Below are 24871 nucleotides of genomic sequence, written 5' to 3'. Positions count from 1 at the left end.
CTCGCCACACCTCGTCGTGCTTTCCGGCTTCGGCGACCGGCCTTCGGGGCTCAGCGGCCCGGGGCGCGCTCGGTGACCTCCTGCAGGAACCACTCGTTGCCGTCGGGGTCCTTGAAGGCGGCGAACGTGCCGTAGCTGGCCCGCTCGGGGTGCGGGCCGGGCACCCGGTGGGAGTCACCGGCGTGATGGAAGGCGCCGGTCTCGTCGCGGAACGGTCCGGAGACCTCCACACCACAAGAGGCCAGCTCCTCCTGGGCCTTGAGGATGTCGGTGACGGTCAGCTGGAGGCCGTGGAGCGTTCCGGGCTCCTGCCGGGTGAGGCCGCTCCCGAAGATGATCGAGCACTCGGAACCGGGCGGAGTCACCTGCACGATCCGGTAGCCGTCGTCGATCGGGAAGTCGGCGTCGAGGCGCCAGCCGAGCTGCTCCGCGTAGAAGCCCTTGGCACGGTCCACGTCGGAGACGGGCACGATCACGACTTCGAGCTTCATGTCCATGGCCGGGATCTCGCTTTCGCTGGTTCTGTCGGGCGGGAAGGACTGCGCACGCCTGCCGGGACGGACGCAGAAGGCGTCACCACTTCAGGCGGTGACGCAATCATGGCAGCGCGCTCGTTACAGGTCAAGGCGGTGACGATTGCATCCGATGTCACCCTTACGGATTCACCGTCACCGGTTTGACAGGTGACGAGTGTCGTGCGAAGGTCAGCTCACCGAGAGTGACAGCGGTCACCGGAGACACACGGCGGAGGACTTCACATGATCGACAGGCGTACCTTCAGCAAGGCCGTCGGCCTGGGCACCGGCGCGACCGCGGCCGCACTGTCCGGTCTCGGGACCAGCGCGTCGGCCGCGACCGGGCCGGGTCTGCCGGGCGCCACCGTGCCCACGGTCGCTCCGGGCACCCACACCGGTTTCGGCACGATCAAGCAGGTCAAGGCGGGGTTGCTGAACATCGGTTACGCCGAGGCCGGCCCCGCGCACGGCCCGGTCGTGCTCCTGCTGCACGGCTGGCCGTACGACATCCACAGCTTCGTCGACGTCGCGCCGCTGCTCGCCGACCAGGGCTACCGGGTCGTCGTGCCCTACCTGCGCGGCCACGGCAGCACCCGTTTCCTGTCCCGGCACACCCCGCGCACCGCCGAGCAGTCGGCCATCGCGCTGGACGTCGTCGCCCTGATGGACGCCCTGAAGATCGACAAGGCGATCCTGGCCGGTTTCGACTGGGGTTCGCGCACCGCCGACATCATCGCCGCGCTGTGGCCCGAGCGGGTCAAGTCCCTTGTCTCCACGAGCGGTTACCTCATCACCGACCGCAAGGCGCAGCTGTCGCCCGCCCTCCCGGCCGTGGAGCACAACTGGTGGTACCAGTGGTACTTCGCGACCGAGCGCGGCAAGCAGACGATGGAGTCCGTCGACAAGCGCATCGCACTGTGCCGCTATGTGTGGACCCTCGTCTCCCCCAACTGGGACTTCGACGACGCCACCTTCGCGCGCACCGCCGAGGCCTTCAAGAACCCCGACTACGCCGCCATCGTGCTCTTCAACTACCGCTGGCGCATCGGCCTCGTCGAGGGCGAACCCCGTTACGACCGCTACGAGAAGCTGCTGGCGGCCCAGCCCTCCATCGGCGTTCCCACGATCACCCTGGACGCGGCCCTGGACCCCTTCACCGCTCCCGGTGACGGCTCCACGTACCGGGGTCACTTCACCGGCGCCTACGAGCACCGCACCGTCGCGGACATCGGCCACAACCTGCCGCAGGAGGCACCAGCCGTCTTCGCCCAGGCCGTGGTCGACGCCGACCGGCTCTGACCGCAACCACACAGGAAAGAGGTTTGTCGTGACGAACATCAGAGGTGGCCGCGGGCGGCTCACGACGGGGGCGGTCGCGACGGTCGCCGCGGGGCTCGCGTTCGGCGCGTTCGCGCTCAGCGGCTCCGCCGACGGGGCCACCAGGAGCGCCGAGGCCGGCGACGCCGGCCGACACCCCAGGCCGACCGTCGTCCTGGAGCACGGCGCCTTCGCCGACGGCTCCAGCTGGAACGGCGTCATCGCCGATCTCCGCGCCGACGGCTACCCGGTCGTCGCCACCGCCAACCCGCTGCGCGGCCCGGCCTCCGACGCCGCCGCCCTGCGCACGGTCCTGGACCACGTCAAGGGCCCGAAGATCCTCGTCGGCCACTCCTACGGCGGCAACGTGATCAGCCAGGCCGCCACCGGCGACCCCGACGTCAAGGCCCTCGTCTACGTCGCCGCGTTCCTGCCCGCACCCGGCGAGAGCGCCCTCGAACTCACCGACAAGTACCCGGGCTCCACCCTCCCCGAGGCTCTCGACCCGGTCACCTACACCCAGGCCGACGGCTCCACCGCCACCGACCTGTACATTCAACAGGCCAAGTTCCGCAAGCAGTTCGCCGCCGACGTCCCCACGCAGCAGGCCGCACTGATGGCGGCCGCACAGCGCCCCGTCGCCCAGGCCGCCCTGACCGAGAAGGCCACCACGGCTGCCTGGCGGACCACGCCCAGCTGGGACGTCGTCACCACCCGCGACCTCAACATCCCGGCCGCCGTCCAGCGCTTCATGGCCGAGCGCGCCCACGCGCACACCACCGAGATCGCCGCCTCCCACTCGGTCGCCGTCTCGCACCCGCACCTGGTGGCCGACGTGATCGAACGCGCCGCCCGCGCCACCGTCCGCTGATCGCCCTCGAAGCGCGGCTTCACGCGTCACGTCGACGCAGCACTTGACACGGTGAGCTCTACGTCGAAGAGACACTTGACGTCTCAGGTTTCACACCGGCCGACTAAGCTCGGTGCGGTGAGAGCCGACGCAGCGCGCAACCTGGAAGCCGTCCTGACCACCGGAGCCCGCATGCTCGCCGCCGACCCCGGCGCGAGCATCGCGAGCATCGCGGCCGAGGCGGGTGTGGACCGGCGCACCGTCTACCGCCGCTTCGCCTCCCGCGAGGACCTCCTGGCGGCCATCTACGCGGCCCGCCTCACGGCCATCGAGCAGGCCATCGAGGACGCGCGGCTGCGCGAGGCACCCGTCGCCGTCGCCCTGCACCGCTACGTCGAGAACATCATCGCCGTCAACCGCACCTGGCCCGTCGACCTCACCCGCATGCTCGCCGACGACTCGGTCCACAGCCGCCGCGACGCAAGCATCGCCGAGGTCGACATGTTCCTCCGCCGCGCCACCGACGAGGGCCTCCTGCGGCCCGACCTCCCGAGCGGGTGGACGAGCGCGCTCCTGCCCCAGCTCATGCACCTCGTGTCCCGGCAGCTGCCCGACCTGAGCCCGGGCCAGGCCGCGGACGTCGTCGTCGACACCCTCCTCAACGGCCTCGGGACCCCCTGACACCCCGCGCTGCCGCACACGAAAAGGGCCCCCACAGGCTCTCGCCTGCGAAGACCCTTCGCACCGTCGGGACGACAGGATTTGAACCTGCGACCCCTTGACCCCCAGTCAAGTGCGCTACCAAGCTGCGCCACGTCCCGGTGCCCGTCTGACCTGGGGTTTCCCCTGGCCGAACGCGCAGAGAAACCATACCGCACTCGGGTCGGTGGTCGCGCACCCCTTTCTCCGCTTGACCTCAGGTTTGGTTGAGGTTGCACGATCGTCCGCATGACGATCACCGAGGAACGCGGACAGACGTACGGCTACGAGGACCTGCCCCGGCTCATGGGGCTGATGACGGGCGACGAGAAGCACGGACCGGCGGCCACGTCCACGCTGGACGTGCTGTGGGTGCTCTACGACCGGGTACTGCGAGTGAGCCCGGAGCGCGTGGACGATCCGGCGCGGGACCGTTTCCTGCTGTCCAAGGGACACGGGCCGATGGCCTACTACGCGGTGCTGACCGCGAAGGGTTTCGTGCCCCTGGACTGGCTGCCCGGCTTCGGCGCGTACGCCTCGCCGCTCGGCCACCACCCGGACCGCGTGCTGGTGCCGGGGGCGGAGATCGGCAGCGGGTCGCTCGGCCACGGACTGCCGATCGGCGTCGGGACGGCGCTGGGGCTGCGCGCCCAGGGCATCGACGATGCGCGGGTGTGGGTGCTGGTCGGGGACGCCGAGCTGGACGAGGGCAGCAACCACGAGGCGATCGCCTTCGCCGGACCCGCCGGGCTCGACCGACTGAACACCGTCGTCGTCGACAACTCCTCCGCCAGCCATGCCCGGCCCGGCGGGATCGCGGCCCGCTTCGAGGCCGCGGGCTGGTCCGCGGTCACGGTGGACGGCCGGGACCACGAGGCGCTGTACACCGCTTTCACCGCACCGCATCCGGACCGTCCGCACGTGGTCGTGGCGCAGGTCGAGCCCAAGTCCTTCTGAAGATCCTTTCCCGAAAGAGGTTCGCATCCCCATGGACACCATGCGTGAGCGCTTCACCACCACCGTCTCGCGACTGCTCGACGAGGACCCCCGGGTCGCGGTCGTCCTGGCCGAGATCGGCAGGGACGGATTCACCGAGGCGGCCCGCCGGCATCCCGACCGGGTCGTCAACGTCGGCATCCGCGAGCAACTGCTCGTCGGGACGGGCGCGGGCCTGGCGCTCACCGGACTGCGTCCCGTGCTGCACACCTTCGCCAGCTTTCTCGTCGAGCGACCCTTCGAGCAGGTCAAGCTGGACCTGGGCCACCAGGACGTGGGGGCGGTCCTGGTGAGCGCGGCCGCGTCCTTCGACTGGCCCGCGGGCGGGTACACGCACATGGCTCCCGGTGACGTGGCTCTGCTGGACACCCTCGACGGCTGGACGGTCCATGTGCCGGGCCATCCGGACGAGGCCGAGACCCTGCTGCGGCACGCCGTCGCGGCGGGCGACGACAAGGTGTACGTACGGCTGTCCCTCCAGGCCAACCGGGAGGCGCGCCCCGTCGACGGCGAGCGGTTCCGCACCGTGCGCGAGGGACGCTCCGGGGTCGTGGTGGCCGTCGGGCCGCTGCTCGATCCCGTCCTCGCCGCCACGGAGGGCCTCGACGTCACCGTCCTGTACGCGACGACCGTCCGGCCCTTCGACTTGGCCGCGCTGCGCCGGGCCACCGGGGCGGCGGGCGCCGAGGTCGTCCTGGTCGAGCCCTACCTGGCGGGCACGTCGACCGCCGCGGCGAACGACGCCCTGGCCGACGTACCGCACCGGGTGCTGGGCCTGGGTGTGGGCCGCCGTGAGCTGCGGAGGTACGGCACCGTCGAGGAACACGTCGCCGCGCACGGGCTGGACGCGCGGTCGCTGCGGGAGCGGATCGGCGCCTTCCTCAGCCTCTAGGCAGCCCCAGGTCCGGATAGGCGTCGAGGAGCCGGGGCGGGGCCGCCTGCCGCCAGGAGTCGGCGAGGATGTCCCGCAGTTCACCCTCGTCCTCGATCTCGGCGAGGCGGGCGCGCACCCACGCGAACTGCGCCTCGTGGTCGGCGATCCAGAACTTCCCCGGCTCGGCCAGCACCAGCTCGTCGCGCTCCTCCTTCGGGCAGCGCACGGCGATGGAGGTCTCGTCCTCGGGCAGCGTGGCGAACATCTTGTCCGCGACCCGGAACGTGGGCATGCTCCAGGCGATCTTCTCCGTCGTGTCCGGCAGGGACAGGGCGATACGGCGTACGTCTTCGGCGTCCGGCATGACAGGCACCGTATCGGCCGGGACTGACAATCACCTGGTGGGAGCCGTCACATCCAGCTGCTTGTAGTACAGCGTCGTCGGCCGCAGCACCCCGGCGGGGTCGGCCGCGTAGTCGGGGATGACACCGGCCCGGGTCCAGCCGGCCGAGCCGTAGAGGTGCTCGGCGGGGCTGTCGGTCTCGGTGTCCAGGTGGAGCAGGGTGATACCGGCCGCCCGGGCGGCCCGCTCCGCGGTTTCGAGGAGGAGGCGTCCGAGACCCCTGCCGCGCGCGTCCCGGTGCACCATCAGCTTGACCAGCTCGGCGCGGTGGCGGGAGTTGGGCTTGTCGGGGAAGGCCAGACCGACGGTGCCGACCACGCGGTGGCCGTCGTACGCCGCCCAGACCGCCAGGTGTCCCGCGGCCACCGCGCCCGCACGCTCCTTCCACCAGGCCAGCGCGGCGGCACGGTCCATCGGTGCGAGGAACCCGATGGAGGCGCCGTCGTTCACGGTGTCGGCCACCAGATCGGCCAACTCCTGCCGATCGGCCGACAGTTGCCTCTCGTCGAGGCGGGTGACGATCACGGCAGCACCACCGCCAGCGCATACCGCGCGGCGTCGGGACCGGCGCACCTGAACCGCGTGGGTCCCCACACGCGCAGCCGCAGACAGTCCCCGGTGCCGAGGTGGTGCTCGACGTCCTGGGCGGTGACGTCGAGCGCGCCCTCGAGGACCCAGATGTGCTGCTCCAGGCCGGGCACGGGCGGCCGGTCGTAGGCGATGTCGGCGCCGGCGGCCAGCCGCCCCTCGACGAGTTCGCCGCGCAGCCCGGGGTGCGGCGGCGACACCGACCTCCGTACGAACCCGGAGGCCCGGTCCTCCCACACCGGCTGCTCGGCGCCCCGGACCACCGGTGCGGGCTCGTCCTCCACCTCGCTGAGCAGTTGGGACATGGTCCGTCCGTACACCCCGCACAGCCGGTTCAGCAGCGAGGCGGTGGGGCTGATCTCGGCGCGCTCCGCGCGGGAGAGGGTGGACCTGCTGACTCCGCTGCGCTCGGCCAACTCGCCCAGGGACCAGCCACGCCCGGCCCGCAGCTCGGCGAGCCGGAGGCCGAGGCGGGTGTCGACGGGGTCAGGCGACTGCTGTTTCATATCCGGGAAGCTATCCCACATACGAGATTCCATCCAGTCCCCGCGGCCTCCCGGTCCCTGCGCCCTCCAGCCCCCTGCGATCCTCTACTCCCTGCCGCCGAACGCCGCCAGCGTGCGCTCCAGCGCGGGCATCGCCCGCACCACCCGCTGCGACCGGATCAGCAGGTCCCACGCGGGCTCGAACTTCTTCCAGCCGCCCGCGTAGGCGAGATGCCGCAGCCGTTCGTGCCGGCCGGGCTGGGCCGCCGAGCCGCGCCAGATGTTGGACCAGCGGTAGAAATCGCGGTACGCCCGCCAGTAGCCGTCCTCCAGCTGACGGGGCGTCATGCCCGCTGGTCGATAGACGACATGACGGGTGTCGTACAGGTCCCAGTCGCGGTGCACGATGCGGTTCTCGGACTCCAGCTGCTTCCACAGACCCGTGGAGGGATACGGCGTCATGATGTGGAAGGTCGCCGTCTCGATGCCCTGTTCCACGGCCCAGGCGACGGTCCGGTCGAAGACGTCGGGGCCGTCCTGGTCGAGCCCGAAGACGAAGCTGGCGTTGACCATGACCCCGGCGTCGTGCAGTCGACGTACCGCGGCCGCGTAGTCGGTGCCGATGTTCTGGTTCTTGCGGCGCTCGGCGAGGTTCGCGTCGTTGACGGTCTCGAAGCCGACGAACAGGCTGCGCAGCCCCGCCTCCACCGCCCGCTCCAACAGATCCGGTCGCAGTACCGAGTTGACGGTGCCCGCCGCCTGCCACAGTCGGCCCATGCCCTTCATGCCGTCGAACAGGGCTTCCGCGAAGCGCCGGTTGCCCAGCAGGTGGTCGTCGAGGAAGTAGAGATGACGGCCGGGCAGTCGGTCGATCTCGGCCAGGGCGTCGTCGACGGCCTGGGTGTAGAAGGACTTCCCGCCCTCGAAGAAGGCGTCCTTGTAGCAGAAGTCGCAGTGGTGCGGGCAACCCCGTGACACGACGATGGAGTTGGGGACGAGATACAGGTGACGCTTGATCAGGTCGCGTCTTATGGGCGGCAGTCCCGCCAGGGTGCGCTCCTTCGAGTCGTAGCGGCGGGCCGGGACGCCGTCGCGGAAGTCCTTCAGGAACAGCGGCCAGGTGTCCTCGCCCGGGCCCGTGAAGATCGTGTCGGCGTGGGCGGCCGCCTCCTCGGGTAGCGAGGTGACGTGCAGGCCGCCCATGGCGACGTGGACGCCCCGGGCGCGGAAGTGGTCGGCGATCTCGTAGCTGCGGCGGGCCGAGGTGATGTACGGCTGGACGACCAGGAGGTCGGGGGTGTCGAGGGCTTCCAGGTCGATCCGTTCGACGTGTTCGTCGTGGAGCGTGATCTCGTCGTCGGGGTCCAGGTAGCCGGCCAGGGTCGCAAGGCCGAGCGGCGGGAACAGCGAGTACTTGATGGGCCGGAACAGCGGGCTGGTCGCCTCGGTCAGGGCCGGAAGGATCATCGTCACACGCATGTCAACCCAGACTGCGTTCGGCCGGTGGCCGGTTCCCTACCCCTCGGCGACGGCCTCGAGCGCGTCCAGGACGGGGCGGATCAGGGGATGCTCCTCGGCCCCCCGGCGTACGGCCGCGAAGACCCGGCGGGTCGGGGCCACCCCGTCGACGGGCCGTACGACCACTCCGGCGAGGCCCATCCCGATCAGTGCCGACCGCGGCACCAACGCCACCCCGGCGTCCGCCGACGCCAGCGCGACCACCGCGCGGAAGTCGTCCGAGGAGTGCTCCAGGCGTGGCTGGAATCCGGCGCTCTCGCAGGCGAGGACCACGACGTCGTGGCAGGGGTTGCCCGGGTAGGGGCCGATCCACGGGTCCTTGGCGAGCTCCGCAAGAGGCACCTCGCCCGCGTCGGCCAGCCGGTGGCTCACCGGCACGACCGCGTCGAAGGGCTCGGCGTAGAGCGGCACGTGTGCCAGGCGCGGGTCGTCGGCGGGCGGGGCCCCGCGGTACTCCACGGCGACCGCCACGTCGACCTGCCGGTCAAGGACCATCGGCAGGCTGGCGTCGCCCTCGGCGTCCAGGACGCGCAGGTGGATGCCGGGGGCCGTCGCGGCGAGGCGGGCCACCGCGGGCGCCACGACCAGGGCGATCCCGGTCGCGAAGGAGGCGACCGTGACCGTCCCCGCCGCGCCCGAGCTGTAGGCGGCCAGCTCCGCCTCGGCCCGCTCCAGCTGGGCGAGGACCGCGTGGGCGTGGCTGAGCAGGATCTCGCCCGCCGGGGTCAGCCGTACGCCCTTGGCGCCGCGCTCCACCAGACGATGTCCGGTCTCCTGCTCCAGGGCCGTGAGCTGCTGCGAGACCGCCGAGGGCGTGAGATACAGCGCGGCGGCAGCCGCCGTGACCGTACGGTGGTCGGCCACCGCACGGAGGATGTGGAGCCGCCGCGCTTCGATCATGGGATCGATTATCGCAAGCCGTCGGGGCTAACCGGCCATCTCGGCCCTGGCCGCGACGAACGCGTCGACCGCCCGGTTCACGTCCTCGGTGGAATGGGCCGCCGAGAGCTGCACCCTGATGCGCGCCTGCCCCTGCGGGACCACCGGGTACGAGAAGCCGATCACGTACACGCCCCGCTCGAGGAGCAGCTCCGCAAGACGCCCGGCCTGCGCCGCGTCCCCGATCATCACCGGCGCGATGGCGTGATCGCCGGGCAGGACGTCGAAGCCCTCCTCCGTCATGCGGCGCCGGAACAGCGCGGTGTTCTCGCGCAGCCGCACCCGCAGGTCGTCCGCCGACTCCAGCAGGTCGATGACCTTCAGGGAGGCCGCGGCGATCACCGGGGCGAGCGTGTTGGAGAAGAGGTACGGCCGTGAGCGCTGACGCAGGAGCGCGACGATCTCGGCGCGGGCGGCGACGTAACCCCCGGAGGCACCGCCGAGCGCCTTGCCGAGGGTGCCCGTGATGATGTCGACGCGGTCCATGACGCCGTGCAGTTCGGGGGTGCCGCGGCCGCCGGGGCCGACGAATCCGACCGCGTGGGAGTCGTCGACCATGACCATGGCGTCGTGGCGGTCGGCGAGGTCGCAGATCTCCTTCAGGGGCGCCACGTAGCCGTCCATGGAGAAGACCCCGTCGGTGACGATCAGCTTGCGGCGGGCGCCCGCGGCCTCCTTCAACTGCCGTTCCAGGTCGGCCAGATCACGGTTGGCGTAGCGGAAGCGGCGGGCCTTCGAGAGCCGGATGCCGTCGATGATGGACGCGTGGTTGAGGGCGTCGGAGATCACCGCGTCCTCGGGGCCGAGCAGGGTCTCGAAGACACCGCCGTTGGCGTCGAAGCAGGAGGAGTACAGGATCGTGTCCTCCTGCCCGAGGAAGGCGGACAGCCGCGCCTCCAGCTCCTTGTGGACCTCCTGGGTGCCGCAGATGAAGCGCACGGAGGCCATGCCGTAGCCCCAGCGGTCCAGGGCGGCGTGGGCGGCGGCGATCACCTCGGGGTGGTCGGCGAGACCGAGGTAGTTGTTGGCGCAGAAGTTGAGGACCTCGCCGGGGCGGCCGCCCGCGGAGACGTTCACGGTCGCCGACTGCGGGGTGTCGATCACGCGCTCGGGCTTGTGCAGTCCGGCGGCGCGGATCTCGTCGAGGGTGGCGCGCAGGTCGTCGCGCACGGAGTCGAACATCGTCAGTCCCTAAGTCAGTTGGTCCAGTCGAGGATGACCTTGCCGCCGCGGCCGCTCGCCGCGTCGGCGAACGCCGCCTCGAAGTCGCGGTACCCGTACCGGCCGGTGATCACGGGGGCGAGGTCGAGGCCGCCCTCCAGGAGGACCGACATCGCGTACCAGGTCTCGAACATCTCACGGCCGTAGATGCCCTTGATGGTGATCATGGAGGTGACGATCCGGGCCCAGTCGACGGCGAACTCCGCGGCCGGCAGTCCCAGCATCGCGATCCGGCCGCCGTGCGTCATGTTGGCGATCATGTCGCGCAGGGCCTCCGGCCGCCCGGACATCTCCAGGCCGATGTCGAAGCCCTCGCGCAGCCCCAACTCCCGCTGCCCGTCGGCGATCCCGGCGTCCGAGACGTTCAGCGCGAGGCTCACTCCGATCTTGCGGGCCAGCTCCAGGCGCTCCTCGCTGACGTCGGTGACGACGACGTTGCGGGCCCCCGCGTGCCGGGCGACCGCCGCCGCCATCAGCCCGATCGGCCCCGCACCGGTGATCAGCACGTCCTCGCCGACCAGCGGGAAGGAGAGCGCGGTGTGCACGGCGTTGCCGAACGGGTCGAAGATCGCGGCCACGTCGAGTTCCACGGGGACTCGGTGCACCCACACGTTGGCCGCCGGCAGCACGACGTACTCCGCGAAGGCCCCGTCCCGGCCGACCCCGAGTCCGACCGTGGCCCGGCACAGGTGCCGTCGCCCGGCGAGGCAGTTGCGGCACTTGCCGCAGACGAGGTGCCCTTCGCCGCTCACCCGGTCGCCGGGCTTGATCTCCGTGACATCGCGCCCGGTGTCCACGACCTCGCCGACGAACTCGTGCCCCAGCACGAGCGGGGTCCGGATGGCCTGCTGCGCCCAGCCGTCCCAGGACCGGATGTGCAGATCGGTGCCGCAGATCCCGGTGCGCAGCACCTTGATCAGTACGTCGCCGGGTCCGACGGCGGGCTCCGGGACGTCCACGAGCCACAGCCCGGGCTCCGCCTTCTCCTTGACCAGCGCCTTCACGCTACGGCTCCTGTGGGTACGAGGGGTGGAAACGTCCAGCAATCTGCCGTACGGCACCGTCCTGGTCCATCGAGGATTTCTTAAGCGGTGCCACAGTTCCGCTTCACACCCGCGCACCGGCCTCGGGGCTGCCGGGACGGTCATGGCCATCGATAAACATCCGGGTTGCGAATTTACGAAAGAAATACCCTTGCGCCAGGTCCGTACTATCACGGGGCACCAAACGAACGCCAGGGCGGCCGAGAACCTGTCCAAAGGTGGTGGAGGTCTGGCGGATTCTTCATCCTTGCAACCTCCTCAGCACATTCGTAAGATCATTCCATCTGCGCTATCGTTCGACGGGGGAGCAAATGGCGATGCAGAACACAGGTATGCGGTCCTGCGTGGATTACCCTTCGGGGCGGCACCGACCATGACGGCCAGAACGGTACTCGACACAAGAATCGTTCTCCGGTCCGGCCGGGCGTCCGACACCCTGCACTCACGCGATCTCGCACTGCTCGGTCCGGAAGAAAGAGCCAGGTTCTCGGCTTTCCGAGACCGGGTCCGTGGAGCCCATTACGCAGCCGCGCACGCGGCGGTGCGGCGCATGCTCTCGGATCTGCTCGGCTGCGGCGCGGGTGATATCCGCTTCGATCGTCACCGTTGCCCAGGCTGCGGCCGGACAAGCCACGGCCGCCCTTTCATTCAGTCGCCACGGACCTCGTTGGAGCTGAGTCTGTCCAGGTCAGGACCGTACTGGCTGTGCGCGGTCGCCGACGGGGTACGGGTGGGTGCCGATATCGAGAGGGTGCGACCGTTCAACGCCGAGCGGCTGGCGCGGCTGGCCGAAGCCGTTCTGACGGGCGGCGAGCGATCCTATATGGCAGAGGTCCCCGCCGAACGGCTCCCGGCCGAATTCATCCGCTGCTGGACGCGAAAAGAAGCCGTGACCAAGGCGAGCGGTATCGGCATCGAGGCCGCAATGGGGCGCCTCGATGTACATCCGGAGCGCTCGCGCGCGCTGGTTCGCCACTCGGTCGGCGGCTGTCCAGCGAACACCTGGACCGTGCATAACCTGCCCAGCGGGCCGGATCATTTCGCCGCTGTGGCATTCCCTGCCGAGTAGCCGGTCCTTCTTCCTCTTCTTTTCCTGCCTTATTGAAGGAGATTTCTCACAGTGGGAACTCAGTCGAGCGCCGCTGGGTTGCGCGTTTCCCTGATTATCGAGAACACGATTCATCGCTATGGCATCGAGGGCATGATCCGTTCGCTGAACGGAATCAGCTCGGTCCACAGCGTCAGCTTCGGCCTGGACGAGATCAGAACCTGGGACGGACAGCAGTTCGACCTCGTGCTCGCGGCGGCCGACGACCTCGAGACCGACGAGGCCCGCGACGCCATCCGCGCACTGTGCAACCAGGGCATGAAGGTGCTCCTGCTCATCGACGGCCCGGACGGGCTCGACGCGTCATGGCTGGCGCACATCGGTGCGCAGGGATTCGTGGACTGGACGGGCCTCGAACCGCGGATCCTGGCCGACGCGGTGGCCGACGTCACCGCGGGCAAGTTCCACGTGTCGAGCTCACTGGCCCGGCGGTTGCTGGGGCGGGCCGGCCCCAACTCGCTGGGCGGGGTGCAGCCCTGGGGTCCGGCCGGTGCGACTCTGACGCCACGTGAGCTCCAAGTGCTGCGGCTGGTCGCGGAGGGCCTGAGCAACAAGCAGGTGTCCCGCCAGCTCCAGATCTCCGAGCACGGCGTGAAGCGGTTGGTGGGCAATGTGCTGGCCAAGCTGAACTGTCCCAACCGCACCCTGGCTGTCGTCCGCGCCATGGAGGACGGCCTGTTGGCGGTCTGAGCCGCGGGCGGCCCGGGTGACACGGGCGGCGGGACACCCACGCGCCGCCCGTGGGCCGCTTGTACGCCCGTCCGGGCGACGGCGCCGACGCGGCCGGCCTCGACCGTCCGGCGCGGGAGCTGCCTCGCGCGCGCGTCCGGGCTGTCGAGGACGGCTTCAGGATCTTCAGGATCCGGCGCGCCGGCCAGAGCCTGCGGCCCCCCTGCGGACGCGGAGGCCGAGGTGGTTCCGCCGGGTTCGGCGTGGAGCCGCGTGTCGCCCCGCCCGCCGTCCGGCACGTGGCGGACCCCGGCCAGGACTGTCCCGCGCCCGGTGGTGGCGAGGACGTCCGGGGCACCGAGGTTCAGGCTCCGGGACTTCACGGCGTCCCGCGGTCCGGCTCCGCCGTGCCGCGGGTCCAGGTTGTCCCGGCGGTGGCCCTCGAAGGTGTGCACCCGCAGCGCGGCCGCCGGGCGGAGCCGGAGCCCGCGGCTCCCGCCGACCGCTCCCGGCCGCGGGCCGGCCACAGGTCGGGGGCACCGGTGGGGCGGTGCCTGCTGAGGTCGCATCAGGGGCGGGCCTGATCGGTCCGGGCCTCGGTCCACATGCTCGGCCTCCAGTGGGTGGACTGCGAAACGGCTCGACTATACAACAGGCGTCGCTTATCCATTGAGTGTCGTCCACGGGTAGGGTGGCAGGGTGGTGGAATCCAACGCAGAGACCTCGACCGGCCGCGTCGACCCCCGGGTGCTCAGGACGCGCGCGCTGCTTCGCACGGCCGCGCTGGAACTCGCCTCGGAGCGCGACGCCGACAGCATCACGATGGCCGACATCGCTGAGCGGGCGACAGTGAACCGGGCCACCGTGTACCTCCATTACAAGGACCGGGACGAGCTGCTGCTCGCGGCCATGGAGAGCGAGATCAGCGCTCTCGCCCGCGCCGCCGCCAGCTGCCCGCTCGCCCATCCCCCGGACCGGATGCCCCCCGAGCTGGTGGAGCTGTTCCAGCACATCGACTCCAACGCCACGCTGTACCGGCGGCTTCTGGGCCCGTCCGGCACGGCCCGCTTCGTCAACCGGCTGCGGGACCTGCTCGCGCAGGAGGTGATGGCCCAACTGCGCACCCCTGGTGCCCGGCCGTCCGGCGCACTGCCGGACGACCTGCGCGCGCACTACCTGGCCGGTGCCTTCGTGGGCCTGATCACCCAATGGCTGACGAGGCCGGACCGGCTGTCCTACCGGGAGGCGGCGGCTGCCGCGTGGGAAGGACTGCGGCGCCCCTCCTGAGGCCGGCGTCGGCGGCCACCTCGCGGGCCAGGGCGTGCGCGGCCCGCATGCCCTCCTCCACGGCCCGGACCGCGTTCAGCCGGCGGGCGTCGGCAGCGCCGCCCGCGACCCGGTGGGTGACGCCCACCGCGGCCAGTACCGGACGCAGCGCGTCCACCGGCGTCTGCCCGGCCGAGATCACCACGGTGTCGGCCGGCTCCAGCCTTTCGGTGCCCTCGGCATCCCGCAGCAGCACGCCCTGCGGCAGTACGGCCCGGTAGCGCACCCCGGTCCGCCAGCGCACGCCCCGCTCGCGCAGCTCGGCCAGTACGGCCCACCGGGTGCTGCGGCCCATGCCCTCGCCGACGCGTCCCGAGCGGCGCAGCAGACACACCTCGTGTCCCCGCCGGGCGAACAGGTGCGCCAGGTCCACAGCGATGCCGCCGCCTCCGATCACCACCACCCGCTGTCCCAGGAGCCCGGGGTGGCGCAGGGCGTGCTGGTAGTCGACGACGTGCGGCAGGTGCTCGCCGGGCAGGCCGGCCGCGCGCGGGACGACACCGGTCGCCAACACCACCCCGTCGAAGCCGCGCAGAAGGTCGGTGTCGGCGGTGTTCAGCGGCCGGTTGAGGTGGACGCGCGCGCCGAGTCTGTGCAGTTCGGCGGAGAAGTAGCGGACGGTGTCGCCGAAGTCCTCCTTGCCGGGGACGTGACGGGCCAGCCGGAATTGGCCGCCCAGTTCGTCGGCCGCCTCGTAGAGCTCGACCCGGTGGCCGAGTGCGGCCAGGGTCCGGCCCGCCTCGAGTCCGGCCGGTCCACCACCGACCACGGCGATCCTGGGCTGCCGGGGCCGCTGCCGGCCGGTGGGGCGCGGGTACTCCAGCTCCCGTCCGGCCCGGGGGTTGACGAGGCAGGAGACGGGTTCGTCGCCCAGCGAGCGGTCGATGCAGGCCTCGTTGCAGGCGATGCAGATGTTGGTCGGCGCGCCACCGGGGCGGCCCGCCTTGCGCACGATCTCCGGGTCGGCGAGGAACGGGCGTGCCATGGACACGAAGTCGGCCTGCCCGGAGGCCAGCACGCGGTCGGCGAGGTCCATCCGGTTGATCCGGTTGGACGCGATCACCGGGGTGCGCAGGCCCGCCGCCCGTACCGCGCGGCGGATCCGGGCCGCCTCGCCGGTCCAGGCGCCCGGCGGGACCAGGCTCTGCACGGTCGGGACCCGGGATTCGTGCCAGCCGACGCCGACGTTCAGCGCGTCGGCGCCGGCCCTGGCCAGTTCGACGGCGAAGCGGTCGATCTCCCCGGGGGTGCTGGAGCCGGGCATCAGGTCCGTGCCGGAGATCCTGAACAGCACCGGGAATCCGGGGCCGACGGCGGCCCGTACGGCGTCCAGCACGGCCAGCGGGAAGCGGGTACGGCGTTCGGGGTCACCGCCCCAGGCGTCGTCGCGGATGTTGGTCAGCGGGGACAGGAACTGGTTGAGCAGATAGCCCTCGGAGGCCATCACCTCGACCGCGTCGAAGCCCAGTTCGCGGGCGCGCCGGGCGCCGTCGTGGAAGCGGCCGACCAGTTCGTGGACGCCCGCCTCGTCGAGCGCCCGGGGGACCTCGCGGCTCAGTCCCCCGGCGAGCGCCGACGGTGCCACCGGGGTGTGTCCGGTGGCCTGCCGGGTGGTGGAGCGTCCCGCGTGGAAGAGCTGGAGCGCGATGCGGCCGCCCTCGCGGTGCACGGCGGCCGCCCAGGCGGCGAGGGCGGTGTGCCGGGCGGGGTCGTCGATCCTGGCGTAGTGCCGTCCGCCCGACCCCTCCGGGCCGACCGCGCAGCCCCCGGTGACGATGAGACCGGCACCGCCCCTGGCCCGTTCCGCGTAGAAGGCGGCCATCGCGGCACCGCCGTCGTCGCGGGTCTCGAGGTTGAGGTGCATGGCTCCCATGACGATGCGGTTGGCCAGCCGCAGGTCGCCCAGGGTGCCCGGCCGCAAGGCGTGCTCCAGCACCTACGCCTCCCAGGTGGGCCGCTCGCCGAGGCTGAGCGGTGCCGAGGTGTCGGCGAAGAACGGCGGCGCGGCGACACTGAGGCCGCCGTCGACCACCAGGCTCTGGCCGGTGATGTACTCGGCGCCGGGCGACAGCAGGAAGGCGATGCTGTCGGCGACTTCCTGGACCGTGCCGGCCCGTCCCTTGGGCACCCGGTCCAGGACGGTCCTCATGTCGGCCATGCCGGGGACGCCGTAGAAGTACGCGAGGGAGTCGGAGTCGATGAGGCCGCCGTTGACGGCGTTCACGTTGATGCCGTAGGGGGCGAACTCCACGGCCATGTAGCGGACCCAGGATTCGAGGGCCGCCTTCATCGAGCCGAGCGCCGCGTAGGTCGGGTAGGCGCGGATGCTGCCGTAGCTGGACAGGGCCACGATCCGGCCGCCGGAGTCCATGAGCCGGACGGCCTGCTGGGCGCCGAGCACGAACGGGCGCAGGTTCATTGCGTACGTGCGGTCCAGGTGGTGCGGCTTGAGGTCGAGGATGTTCTTGAAGGCGCCCGCCGCCGCGTTGGACACGAAGTGGTCCAGCCTGCCGTACTCCTCGCGGACGGCGGCGAACAGCGCCGTCACGCCCTCCACGGTCTCCACGTCGGCCTGTACGGCGAAGCCGCGGCCGCCCGCCTCCTCCAGGTCGGCGACGGTCTTCTCGGCGAGGTCGGCGTTCTTCTTGTAGTTCACCACCACGGTGGCGCCGCCGCGCCCGAGAGTGAGCGCGAGGGCCCGCCCGATGCCGCGGGACGCCCCCGTGATCAGCGCCACCCGGTCCTGGAACGGCCTGTCGGACGTGGTCATCGGTCGGCCTCCGTACGGCTGAGCAGCTCGCGGAAGACGATCGTCTTCTGGATCTCGTTGGTGCCCTCCTCGAAGCGCTGGGCCCGGGCGTCCCGGTAGACCCGCTCGATGGGGCTGGTCTTCCAGTAACCGGAACCGCCGTGCACCTGGAGGGCCTTGTCGGTGACGCGGCCGAGCATGTCGACGGCCGTCAGCTTGGCCATCGAGGAGAGCATCGCGGCATCGGCGTCGCCCGCCTCCCAGCGACGGGCCGCGTGCAGGGTGAGCTGCCTGGCCGCCTCGATGTCGGCCTCGTTCTCGGCCAGCATGAACTGGAGGGCCTGACGGGAGGTCAGCGGGCGCCCGAAGGTGACCCGGTCGCGGGCGTACCTGAGGGCCAGTTCCTGGGCGCGGCAGGCCAGGCCCACGCAGCTCATCGCCACCGAGATCCGCGACGGGGTGAGGAACCCGCCGAGTGCGACCGCGAGGCCGTCGCCCTCGGCGCCGAGCCGGTTCGCGACCGGGACGGGGGTCCGGTCGAAGGTGAGCCGTGCGTGGTCGGTGCCGGTCACGCCCATGGTCTGCGAGGTGTCCTCGACCCGTACGCCGGGCGCGTCGCGCGGGACCATGAGGGCGACGGTGCCCTCGTGTCCGCTGCTGCCGGCGAGCCGCGCGGCCAGCAGCCAGTAGTCGCACCGCACCCCGAAGGTGATGAGGTGCTTGACGCCGGTCAGGTAGTACGTGTCGCCCTCCCGTACGACACTGGCGCGGATGTCGGCGCCGGAGCCGGCATCCGGTTCGGTGAGCGTGAACGCGGCCTTGATGCGGCCCGCGATCGACGGCAGCACGAATCGCTCGCGCTGCTCGGGGGTGGCGAAGCGGTCGATGGCCCGCCAGGTGCCGTTGACGACGTGCACGACCATGCGCAGCGAGCCGTGGGAGCGGGAGAACAGTTCCATCAGGTCCATCCACTGCGGGAAGGACAGTCCGCGTCCGCCGTACTCGCGGGGGGCGGCCAGTGACAGGTAGCCGCGCTCCCGCAGTTCGCTCCACAGTTCCTCGGGGACCTCCCCGCTGTGTTCGATCCGCTCGGCCCAGGCCTCGGCGGGGCCGGCCACGTACGCGGCGACCTCGGCGCGCAGCAGTTCGAACTCGGCGGTGTCGATGCCGGGCGCCGCGGTCGCGGCCTCGGTGGTGAGGGTCATGCCTGCTGCTCCTGGAGGGGGGCGGGGCGGCGGGTCTCGGCCCACTGCCGGAGGACGAACTTCTGGACCTTGCCCGCGGGGTTGCGGGGCAGCCGGGCGACGATCTCGAGCCGCTCCGGCCAGTAGTGCTTGGAGACCTGTTGCTGGTCGAGGTACTTGCGCATGGCCTCCAGGTCGAGGTCGGCGCCGTCGGCGAGGGACGCGTAGGCGCAGGCGCGTTCGCCGAGCCGTTCGTCGGGGGTGCCGACGACGGCGACCTCGTCGATCGCGGGGTGCTGGTGCAGGAGTTCCTCGATCTCGGCCACGGGCACCTTCTCGCCGCCGCGGTTGATGACGTCCTTGACCCGGCCGGTGATGCGGACGTAGCCGTCGGAGCCGATGACGGCGAGGTCGCCGGTGCGGTACCAGCCGTCGGCGGCCCAGGCCTCGGCCGTCAGGTCGGGGCGGTCCAGGTAGCCGACGAAGGAGGTGTCCGAGCGGACCTCGAAGTGGCCCTCGCTGCCGGCGGGCAGAGTCCGTCCGCTGTCGTCGGTGACGCGCAGTCCGACACCGGGCAGGGCGCGGCCGTCGGTGCCCCACACCTTCGCGGGCGGGTCGCTGGGCGCGGAGAGCGAGCCGAGGCAGGTCTCGGTGGTGCCGAACGCGCCGCACACGGCGGTGCCGAGGACGGCGGTGGCCCGCTCGGCCAGGGTCCGCGGCACGGCGGCACCGGTCACCACGACCGCGCCGAGCGTCTCGGGGGCGGCGCCGCCCGCCTCGACCTCCTTGACCAGGTCGGCCAGGAACGGCGTCGCGGCCTGCATGAACGTGGCGCCGTGTGCGCCCATCACGCGCAGAGCGGTGCGCGGGTCCCAGTGCGCCTGGAGGAGCTGGGGCGCTCCGAGGGCGATCGCCGACCACATGCCGTAGAGGAAGCCGGTCTGGTGGGCGAGCGGGGAGGGGATGAAGACCACGTCACGGTCGTCGAGGCCGATGCGTTCGGCCTGGAGGCGGGCGGCGTGCGCGAGGGTGTCGTTGCGGTGCAGGACTCCCTTGGGTTCGCCGGTGGTGCCGGAGGTGAACAGCAGTTGGGACAGTGCGTCGGGGCGAGGGCGGCGGGCGGCGAGCGCGGCCGGGTCGATCTCGGTGCCGGCCGTGAGGCTGCCCCAGTCGTGCCAGGTCACACCGGGTGTGCCGACGGGCAGTTCCACCGGCTCGCGGTCGCCGCTGACGACGGCGACATGCCGTACCCGGGCGCGGCCCGCGGGTTCCTCGGCGAACCAGGCCTCGGTCTCGCGGCGGTGGTCGCGGTTGCGGAAGCGGTCGGCGACGAGCAGCACGCTCGCGCCGGAGCGGCGCAGCGCGAACGCCATCTCGCGCTGGCGCAGGATCGGCATGAGCGGGCAGCAGACGGCGCCGATGCGCAGGACGGCGAGGGAGACCTCGACGAACTCCGCCCAGTTGGGCAACTGGTAGGCCACGGCCTCGCCCGGTCGCACCCCGAGGCCGAGCAGGGCGGTGGCGGCGCGGTCGACGCGCCGGTCCAGCTCGGCCCAGGTCAGCCTGGTGTCGTGGTCCTCCCGGGCGTCGACCAGGGCGGTCTCGTCGGGGCGGTGGGCGGCCCAGTGGCGCAACTGGTCGGCGGGGGCGGTGCTCGCGGCGGGCCCGCGGCCCTGTTCGACGCTCAGCCGCAGCCCGAGACCGGTCATGTCGGTCAGGAACCCCGGGTAGGAGATCTGGTACGCCTTCGGGTAGGTGAGGGTGGTGGCGCCGTGCGCCCGGGTACCGGCCAGAGCCAGCGACATCAGGATCCGGTGGTCGTTGTACGAGGACAGCCGGGCGCCCGTGAGGCTGCCGACGCCGCGCACCCGCAGCCGGTCGCCGTCCAGGGCGAGGTCGGCGCCCATCGCGTTGAGCTGGAGCATGGCGGCGACCCGGTCGGACTCCTTGAGCCGAACATGCCCGACGTGCTCGAAGACGGTCTCGCCGTCGGCGAGGGCGGCCAGTGTGGACAGCACCGGGAGCATGTCGGGCACCTGCCGGCAGTCGACGGTGGTGCCGCGCAGGCGGGTGCCGTCATGGCGGATGCGGACCCCGCCCGCCGCCTCGTCGAGGGCCATCGGCACACCCATGCGCCGTACGACGTCCAGAAAGCCGATCTCCGGGTGGTCGCCGGGGTCGCCGTCGAGCCGGGTGATCCCGCGCAGCAGGACGTCGGAGGGGTGCAGGGCGGCGGCGGCGATGCCGAACGCGGCCGAGCCGACATCGGGCGGCAGGACCAGGTCGGTGGGGCGGGCCGACTGGCCGGGCTCGATCTCGAAGCGCCGCCAGTCGTCGGCGACGCCCACCCGCAGTCCGAAGCGGCGCATCATCGCCACCGTGAGCTCCACGTACGGGCGTTCGTTGAGTTCGCCCTCGACCTCGACCACGGTGGGTCCGGAGGCGAACGGGGCGAGCAGCAGCAGCCCCGATATCCACTGCGACAGGGTGCCGGGGATGACCACCCGGCCGCCGGTGGGACGGCCAGGGGTCAGGTGAACGGGCGGGCAGCCGTCGGCGGACTCCAGGTGCACGCCCAGGTCCCGCAGCGCGTCGAGCAGCGGCCCGACCGGCCGGCGCCGGAAGTACTTCTGGCCGGTCACGGTGACGGGGGCGTCGGCCAGTGAGGCGAGGCCGAGCATGAAGTACAGCGTCGTACCGGAGCTGCCGGCCGAGACGGAGGGGCCGCTCGGCCGGTAGCGGCCGCCGGTCACGACGTAGGTGTCGCCCTCGACGGTGATACGGGTGCCGAGGTCGCGCAGCAGGCGGACGGTGTACCGCACATGGCGGGCGTCGGAGACGCCCTGGATCCGGCTGGTGCCCTCGGCGAGGGAGGCGAGGATCAGCGCGCGGTGCACGTGGTACTTGGACGGAGGGACCAGCAGCTCGCCGCGCAGCGGCTTTCTGGTCGGCCTGGCCATGAGATGCATGAACTGCCTTTCCGGCTCGTCGAGTCGGGCGGGTGGCGGCCGTCAGGCCGGGATCTCTCCGCGTTCGAGGTAGGCGACCGCCTTGCCGACGGTGGTGAGCTGGTCGAAGACCTCGTTGGGTACCTCGGTGCCGAAGCGGCGCTGGACCAGGACGAACAGCGACACGACGGTCAGCGAGTCCAGGGCGAGGTCCTCGGTGAAGGAGCTGTCGGGTGTGACGTCCTCGGCCGGTACTCCGGCGACCTCGTCGAGGATCTCCTTGAGGGTCTGGAGGGTGTCGCTCTGCACTGCGGTCATGATCGGGTCTCCTTCGTGGGTGCGGTGGGGGTGGTGTCGGTGGTGGGTGCGGTGGCGGCCGGCCGGGGCGGCCCGGAGGGTGCCGGGGGCAGCCGTACGACCTGGCCGGCCCAGACGAGGCCGGTGCCGAAGGACAGCAGCAGCGCGAGGCCGCCTGGCGTGGCGTCGCCGCCGGCGAGCAGTTCCTCGATGGCGAGCGGGACGGACACCGCGGAGGTGTTGCCGTGGATCTCGACGCTGCGGGCCACGGCGACTTCGGCGGGCAGGCCGAGGCCCTTGACCAGTTCATCGGTGATCCGGGCGTTGGCCTGGTGCGGGACGAAGGCGTCGAGGTCGGCGGCGCTCACCCCGGCCCGTGCCAGGGCCTCTTCGGCGATCGGGCCGAGTTGGTAGGCGGCCCACCGGAAGACCTCGCGACCGTCCATGGTGATGTACGGCCGGCCCGGTCCAGGTGTCTCGCGCAGCGCGGCCCAGGAGTGCGTCTGCCGGATGGTGTCCTTCTGGGAGCCGTCGGAACCCCACACCACGGGCCCCACGCCGGGCTCGTCGCTCGGTCCGACGACGGCGGCGCCCGCCCCGTCGCCGAACAGGAACGCGGTGTGGCGGTCGGTGGGGTCGAGGAGTTCGGAGAGCCGTTCGACGGCGATGACCAGGACGTGGCGGGCGCTGCCCGCGGTGATCATGTCGGACGCGAGGGACAGCCCGTAGCAGAAGCCCGCGCAGCCGGCGGAGATGTCGAAGGCCCCGGGTGCGCCAGCCCCGATGCGGTGGGCGACCCCGGCCGCGAGGGAGGGGAACTGGTGCAGGTGGGAGACGGTCGACACGATCACGCATCCGACCTCGCGGGCGTCGATCCCGGCGTGTTCCAGGGCCCGTTCGGCTGCGGTGGCGGCCATGTACTCGACCGTCTCGGACGGTTCGGCCCAGTAGCGGACGCGGATGCCGGAGCGGCTGCGGATCCACTCGTCGGAGCTGTCGATCCGCTCGGCGATCTCCTCGTTGGTGATCTTGCGCGAGGGCAGGTAGGTGCCGAGTCCGAGCAGGCCGGTCGGGGCGCCGCGGAAGGCGGAACGGGTGGGCGGGGGCAGGGTGTTCACGAGGTCGCCACCGTCTCGAAGTCCTCGGCGCCGCACCAGCGCAGCAGCGCGACCCCGACGCTCAGGCCGGAGCCGAACGCGGCGAGCACGACCTCGTCGCCCGGTGCGAGCCTGCCGAGGTCCTGGGCCTCGCGCAGCACCAGGGGCACGCTGGCTCCCGAGGTGTTGCCGTACTTCTCGATGTTGGTGACGGTGCGGTCCTCGGGGACGCCGAGGGCGGCCATGATGCCGCGGACGATGTAGAGGTTCGCCTGGTGCAGCGCGAACAGGTCGATGGCGTCGGCCCTGCGGTCGGCCCGGGCGAGCAACTCCTTGATGAGAACGGGGACTTCACCGACCGCGAAGTCGTGCACGTCGCGGCCCGACAGCTGGGCGAAGTTGTCGCCGAAGCCGCTGGTCAGCGGAGTGCCGTCGCGCAGGGCGCGCTTCTCGCGGGCCACCCAGACCGACTGGTAGCGGGTCGGGTCGCTGTGCAGCAGGGTGGGGCCGAGGCCCCGTTCGGGGCGGCAGCGCTCCAGCAGGTAGCAGGCGGCTCCGTCGCCGAAGATGACGGCCGGGCCGGGGTCCTTCCAGTCCATGGTCCGGGTGTTGACGTCGGCGAGGACCACGGCGACACGCCGGTACTCGCCGGAGGCGAGGTACTTGGCACCGACGTCCAGGGCGAACACCCCGCCGGGGCAGGCACCGCTGTTGATGTCGAACCCGGTGGCGCCGTGCGCGCCCGCCTTGTCGATCACCAGCATCGCGGCGGGCGGTGCCATGTTGTCGGGGGTGTAGGTGCCGCAGATGACGAGGTCGACCTCGGCGGGGTCGATGCCCGCGCGGGCGCAGGCGTCCTTGAGGGCGGCGGCCCCGAGGTCGGAGGTGCGCTCGTCGTCGGCGGCCATCCGGCGGGTCTCGACACCGATGTTCGCCCTGATCCAGTCGTCCCGGGTGAGGAGGATCTCCTCCAGGTCGGTATTGCTGACCGACTTCTCGGGGAGATATCCGCCGACCGCCCGGATCCCCACTCCCCAGGACCGCTCAAGCGGTTTTCCGAATATGCCCATGCGACGATTCCTGTTCGTTTCGGTGAGCGGGTTCAGATGATTCGGCGTGCCTTTTCGCGCCGGTTCGCCCTGGCTTTGCGCCAGGCCCCGACTGCCTCGGCGACGAGTTCGGGGTGGCCCGCGAGGACTTCCCCGAGCGCCTGTGCCGCTTCGTCGGCGTCGGCGAGGTAGTCGATGGTCTGGGTGCCGCCGCGGGCCCGTACGACGTTGTCGCCGAGGACGGCGACCTTGCCGTCGGGCAGAGTGCGCGAGCACAGCAGGCTGCCGGTCAGCGGGGAATCCTCGGCCGTCAGGTGGAAGTCGACGATCCACGCGTAGTCCGGGATGTCCAGCGGCTGCGAGGCGAAGCGGTACACCGGCGTCCACACCCCGTGGGCGTCGGCCCGCAGCAGGGTCGGGCCGTCGTCCTCGGCCACCACGCGGAACGTCCACCCGCCCTGTTCCGCAAGGGTGCCGGAGATGTCCAGCGGCTGCGGCGGGGAGAGCATGAGGAAGCCGACGTCCACGAGGTACGTGGTGCCTTCGACGGTGACCAGCAGCACCAGGTGGTCCCAGTGCGGCCACCACTCGCCGCTGACCCGCCACATCTGCGCGGCCACCAGCCGCACGTCGAACCCGGCGGACCGCAGGAACGCGCCGAACAGCGGGGTGGCCTCCAGGCAGGTGCCGCCGCGCCGGCGGCGGACCAGCTTCTCGAAGATGTCGCCGTACTCCAGCGAGGGCCGGATCCCCTCGAGGGATTCGAGCATCTCGTAGGGGACGGCGCCGAGGTGGGCGGTGAGCAGGGCGCGCAGGCAGTCCGCGGTCGGCTCCACCGGCCCGGTGTAGCCGATCCGGTCCAGGTATTCCGGCCAGGGGAGACGGTCGGAATCCGCGGGCGAGGGGGAATGGGGCGCGAATTCCAAGGAGTTCTCCGATGGCTCGGGATGCGTCAGTCGGGCGGCTCGCTGAAACGCTGCCGGGATGAATTCTGGA

General features: G+C 71.6%; 24 protein-coding genes and 1 tRNA gene. 8 read left to right on the top strand and 17 right to left on the bottom strand.

Translation table 11 applies throughout. The features are described 5' to 3' along the window. Positions 1 to 50 precede the first annotated feature (50 nt). Positions 51 to 497, bottom strand: coding sequence for a VOC family protein (locus tag IOD14_RS14855; protein ID WP_123993987.1), 447 nt, complete (start codon positions 495 to 497; stop codon positions 51 to 53). Between the two features lie 261 nt (positions 498 to 758). Between IOD14_RS14855 and IOD14_RS14850 the strand changes: the two genes are divergently transcribed. The 3 genes from IOD14_RS14850 (at position 759) to IOD14_RS14840 (ending at position 3363) form a co-directional block, all read left to right on the top strand. Then, complete coding sequence (locus IOD14_RS14850) at positions 759 to 1814, top strand: alpha/beta hydrolase (protein ID WP_212670456.1); 1056 nt, start codon at positions 759 to 761, stop codon at positions 1812 to 1814. A gap of 28 nt (positions 1815 to 1842) precedes the next feature. Next, positions 1843 to 2703 carry an alpha/beta hydrolase gene (locus tag IOD14_RS14845; protein ID WP_212670455.1) on the top strand — a complete coding sequence of 287 codons (861 nt, stop codon included), beginning with the start codon at positions 1843 to 1845 and terminating at the stop codon, positions 2701 to 2703. Between the two features lie 171 nt (positions 2704 to 2874). Next, complete coding sequence (locus tag IOD14_RS14840) at positions 2875 to 3363, top strand: TetR/AcrR family transcriptional regulator (RefSeq protein WP_123994873.1); 489 nt, start codon at positions 2875 to 2877, stop codon at positions 3361 to 3363. Between the two features lie 66 nt (positions 3364 to 3429). Here IOD14_RS14840 and IOD14_RS14835 read toward each other — a convergent pair. Further along, positions 3430 to 3503, bottom strand: a tRNA-Pro gene (locus IOD14_RS14835). A 127-nt stretch (positions 3504 to 3630) separates the two neighbouring features. Here IOD14_RS14835 and IOD14_RS14830 point away from each other — a divergent pair. Continuing rightward, entirely contained in the window at positions 3631 to 4338 is a 708-nt protein-coding gene (locus IOD14_RS14830; protein ID WP_212670454.1) for a transketolase, read from the top strand. A 31-nt stretch (positions 4339 to 4369) separates the two neighbouring features. Continuing rightward, entirely contained in the window at positions 4370 to 5269 is a 900-nt protein-coding gene (locus IOD14_RS14825; RefSeq protein ID WP_212670453.1) for a transketolase, read from the top strand. Here the strand turns inward: IOD14_RS14825 and IOD14_RS14820 are convergent. The 7 genes from IOD14_RS14820 to tdh form a co-directional block, all read right to left on the bottom strand. Then, positions 5259 to 5615 (bottom strand): MmcQ/YjbR family DNA-binding protein, encoded by a 357-nt coding sequence (locus tag IOD14_RS14820; RefSeq protein ID WP_123993992.1) that lies wholly within the window; start codon positions 5613 to 5615, stop codon positions 5259 to 5261. The two genes, IOD14_RS14825 and IOD14_RS14820, sit on opposite strands and share 11 nt — an antisense overlap. 30 nt (positions 5616 to 5645) lie before the next feature. Continuing rightward, the gene (locus tag IOD14_RS14815; protein ID WP_123993993.1) at positions 5646 to 6179 is read right to left on the bottom strand and encodes a GNAT family N-acetyltransferase; all 534 of its coding nucleotides are present in this window, start codon (positions 6177 to 6179) and stop codon (positions 5646 to 5648) included. Then, a complete protein-coding gene (locus tag IOD14_RS14810; RefSeq protein ID WP_123993994.1) occupies positions 6176 to 6748 on the bottom strand; it encodes a helix-turn-helix domain-containing protein in 573 nt (190 codons plus the stop codon). Before IOD14_RS14810 ends, IOD14_RS14815 begins: the two co-directional genes overlap by 4 nt. Before the next feature lie 84 nt (positions 6749 to 6832). Next, complete coding sequence (locus tag IOD14_RS14805; protein WP_212670452.1) at positions 6833 to 8206, bottom strand: radical SAM protein; 1374 nt, start codon at positions 8204 to 8206, stop codon at positions 6833 to 6835. 36 nt (positions 8207 to 8242) lie between these two features. After that, positions 8243 to 9145: a LysR family transcriptional regulator gene (locus tag IOD14_RS14800; protein ID WP_212670451.1), complete on the bottom strand. Its 903-nt coding sequence runs from the start codon at positions 9143 to 9145 to the stop codon at positions 8243 to 8245. 27 nt (positions 9146 to 9172) lie between these two features. Then, on the bottom strand, positions 9173 to 10366 hold the full coding sequence (locus IOD14_RS14795; protein ID WP_123993997.1) for a glycine C-acetyltransferase: 1194 nt from the start codon (positions 10364 to 10366) through the stop codon (positions 9173 to 9175). Between the two features lie 14 nt (positions 10367 to 10380). Continuing rightward, on the bottom strand, positions 10381 to 11409 hold the full coding sequence (tdh, locus tag IOD14_RS14790) for an L-threonine 3-dehydrogenase (RefSeq protein ID WP_123993998.1): 1029 nt from the start codon (positions 11407 to 11409) through the stop codon (positions 10381 to 10383). A 589-nt stretch (positions 11410 to 11998) separates the two neighbouring features. Between tdh and IOD14_RS14785 the strand changes: the two genes are divergently transcribed. The 3 genes from IOD14_RS14785 to IOD14_RS14775 all read left to right on the top strand — a co-directional run bounded on the left by IOD14_RS14785 (position 11999) and on the right by IOD14_RS14775 (position 14512). Next, positions 11999 to 12517 (top strand): 4'-phosphopantetheinyl transferase superfamily protein, encoded by a 519-nt coding sequence (locus IOD14_RS14785; protein WP_212670450.1) that lies wholly within the window; start codon positions 11999 to 12001, stop codon positions 12515 to 12517. 132 nt (positions 12518 to 12649) lie between these two features. Then, positions 12650 to 13246 carry a response regulator transcription factor gene (locus tag IOD14_RS14780; RefSeq protein ID WP_123994000.1) on the top strand — a complete coding sequence of 199 codons (597 nt, stop codon included), beginning with the start codon at positions 12650 to 12652 and terminating at the stop codon, positions 13244 to 13246. 681 nt (positions 13247 to 13927) lie between these two features. Continuing rightward, entirely contained in the window at positions 13928 to 14512 is a 585-nt protein-coding gene (locus IOD14_RS14775) for a TetR/AcrR family transcriptional regulator (protein ID WP_123994001.1), read from the top strand. Here IOD14_RS14775 and IOD14_RS14770 read toward each other — a convergent pair. Genes IOD14_RS14770 through IOD14_RS14735 form a run of 8 tightly spaced genes read right to left on the bottom strand, consistent with a single transcriptional unit; the run spans position 14427 to position 24801 of the window. Then, entirely contained in the window at positions 14427 to 16487 is a 2061-nt protein-coding gene (locus tag IOD14_RS14770) for an FAD-dependent oxidoreductase (protein WP_212670449.1), read from the bottom strand. The genes IOD14_RS14775 and IOD14_RS14770 overlap by 86 nt on opposite strands. Next, positions 16488 to 17321, bottom strand: coding sequence for an SDR family oxidoreductase (locus tag IOD14_RS14765; RefSeq protein ID WP_123994003.1), 834 nt, complete (start codon positions 17319 to 17321; stop codon positions 16488 to 16490). Beyond that, positions 17318 to 18505, bottom strand: a complete 1188-nt coding sequence (locus IOD14_RS14760; protein WP_212670448.1) for an acyl-CoA dehydrogenase family protein — start codon at positions 18503 to 18505, stop codon at positions 17318 to 17320. Before IOD14_RS14760 ends, IOD14_RS14765 begins: the two co-directional genes overlap by 4 nt. Further along, the gene (aroA, locus tag IOD14_RS14755) at positions 18502 to 21453 is read right to left on the bottom strand and encodes a 3-phosphoshikimate 1-carboxyvinyltransferase (RefSeq protein WP_212670447.1); all 2952 of its coding nucleotides are present in this window, start codon (positions 21451 to 21453) and stop codon (positions 18502 to 18504) included. The genes IOD14_RS14760 and aroA overlap by 4 nt, the downstream gene beginning before the upstream one ends. Positions 21454 to 21495: 42 nt before the next feature. Then, on the bottom strand, positions 21496 to 21750 hold the full coding sequence (locus IOD14_RS14750) for an acyl carrier protein (protein WP_212670446.1): 255 nt from the start codon (positions 21748 to 21750) through the stop codon (positions 21496 to 21498). Next, positions 21747 to 22838: a beta-ketoacyl-ACP synthase III gene (locus IOD14_RS14745; RefSeq protein WP_212673272.1), complete on the bottom strand. Its 1092-nt coding sequence runs from the start codon at positions 22836 to 22838 to the stop codon at positions 21747 to 21749. Before IOD14_RS14745 ends, IOD14_RS14750 begins: the two co-directional genes overlap by 4 nt. A 5-nt stretch (positions 22839 to 22843) precedes the next feature. Next, entirely contained in the window at positions 22844 to 23896 is a 1053-nt protein-coding gene (locus IOD14_RS14740; RefSeq protein WP_212670445.1) for a ketoacyl-ACP synthase III, read from the bottom strand. A gap of 32 nt (positions 23897 to 23928) precedes the next feature. Beyond that, positions 23929 to 24801, bottom strand: coding sequence for an arylamine N-acetyltransferase (locus IOD14_RS14735; RefSeq protein WP_212670444.1), 873 nt, complete (start codon positions 24799 to 24801; stop codon positions 23929 to 23931). Positions 24802 to 24871 lie beyond the last annotated feature (70 nt).

The sequence above is a fragment of the Streptomyces sp. A2-16 genome, from assembly GCF_018128905.1.
Taxonomy (GTDB): domain Bacteria; phylum Actinomycetota; class Actinomycetes; order Streptomycetales; family Streptomycetaceae; genus Streptomyces.
This window is presented reverse-complemented; position numbering and strand designations above follow the sequence as displayed.

What these genes read in the sequence shown, in the direction of transcription:
- IOD14_RS14855 (WP_123993987.1), bottom strand. Translation starts at nt 497, where the DNA reads ATGGACATGAAGCTCGAAGTCGTGATCGTGCCCGTCTCCGACGTGGAC.
- IOD14_RS14850 (WP_212670456.1), top strand. Translation starts at nt 759, where the DNA reads ATGATCGACAGGCGTACCTTCAGCAAGGCCGTCGGCCTGGGCACCGGC.
- IOD14_RS14840 (WP_123994873.1), top strand. Translation starts at nt 2,875, where the DNA reads ATGCTCGCCGCCGACCCCGGCGCGAGCATCGCGAGCATCGCGGCCGAG.
- IOD14_RS14830 (WP_212670454.1), top strand. Translation starts at nt 3,631, where the DNA reads ATGACGATCACCGAGGAACGCGGACAGACGTACGGCTACGAGGACCTG.
- IOD14_RS14825 (WP_212670453.1), top strand. Translation starts at nt 4,370, where the DNA reads ATGGACACCATGCGTGAGCGCTTCACCACCACCGTCTCGCGACTGCTC.
- IOD14_RS14820 (WP_123993992.1), bottom strand. Translation starts at nt 5,615, where the DNA reads ATGCCGGACGCCGAAGACGTACGCCGTATCGCCCTGTCCCTGCCGGAC.
- IOD14_RS14810 (WP_123993994.1), bottom strand. Translation starts at nt 6,748, where the DNA reads ATGAAACAGCAGTCGCCTGACCCCGTCGACACCCGCCTCGGCCTCCGG.
- IOD14_RS14805 (WP_212670452.1), bottom strand. Translation starts at nt 8,206, where the DNA reads ATGCGTGTGACGATGATCCTTCCGGCCCTGACCGAGGCGACCAGCCCG.
- IOD14_RS14800 (WP_212670451.1), bottom strand. Translation starts at nt 9,145, where the DNA reads ATGATCGAAGCGCGGCGGCTCCACATCCTCCGTGCGGTGGCCGACCAC.
- IOD14_RS14795 (WP_123993997.1), bottom strand. Translation starts at nt 10,366, where the DNA reads ATGTTCGACTCCGTGCGCGACGACCTGCGCGCCACCCTCGACGAGATC.
- IOD14_RS14785 (WP_212670450.1), top strand. Translation starts at nt 11,999, where the DNA reads ATGCTCTCGGATCTGCTCGGCTGCGGCGCGGGTGATATCCGCTTCGAT.
- IOD14_RS14780 (WP_123994000.1), top strand. Translation starts at nt 12,650, where the DNA reads ATGATCCGTTCGCTGAACGGAATCAGCTCGGTCCACAGCGTCAGCTTC.
- IOD14_RS14765 (WP_123994003.1), bottom strand. Translation starts at nt 17,321, where the DNA reads ATGACCACGTCCGACAGGCCGTTCCAGGACCGGGTGGCGCTGATCACG.
- IOD14_RS14760 (WP_212670448.1), bottom strand. Translation starts at nt 18,505, where the DNA reads ATGACCCTCACCACCGAGGCCGCGACCGCGGCGCCCGGCATCGACACC.
- aroA (WP_212670447.1), bottom strand. Translation starts at nt 21,453, where the DNA reads ATGCATCTCATGGCCAGGCCGACCAGAAAGCCGCTGCGCGGCGAGCTG.
- IOD14_RS14750 (WP_212670446.1), bottom strand. Translation starts at nt 21,750, where the DNA reads ATGACCGCAGTGCAGAGCGACACCCTCCAGACCCTCAAGGAGATCCTC.
- IOD14_RS14740 (WP_212670445.1), bottom strand. Translation starts at nt 23,896, where the DNA reads ATGGGCATATTCGGAAAACCGCTTGAGCGGTCCTGGGGAGTGGGGATC.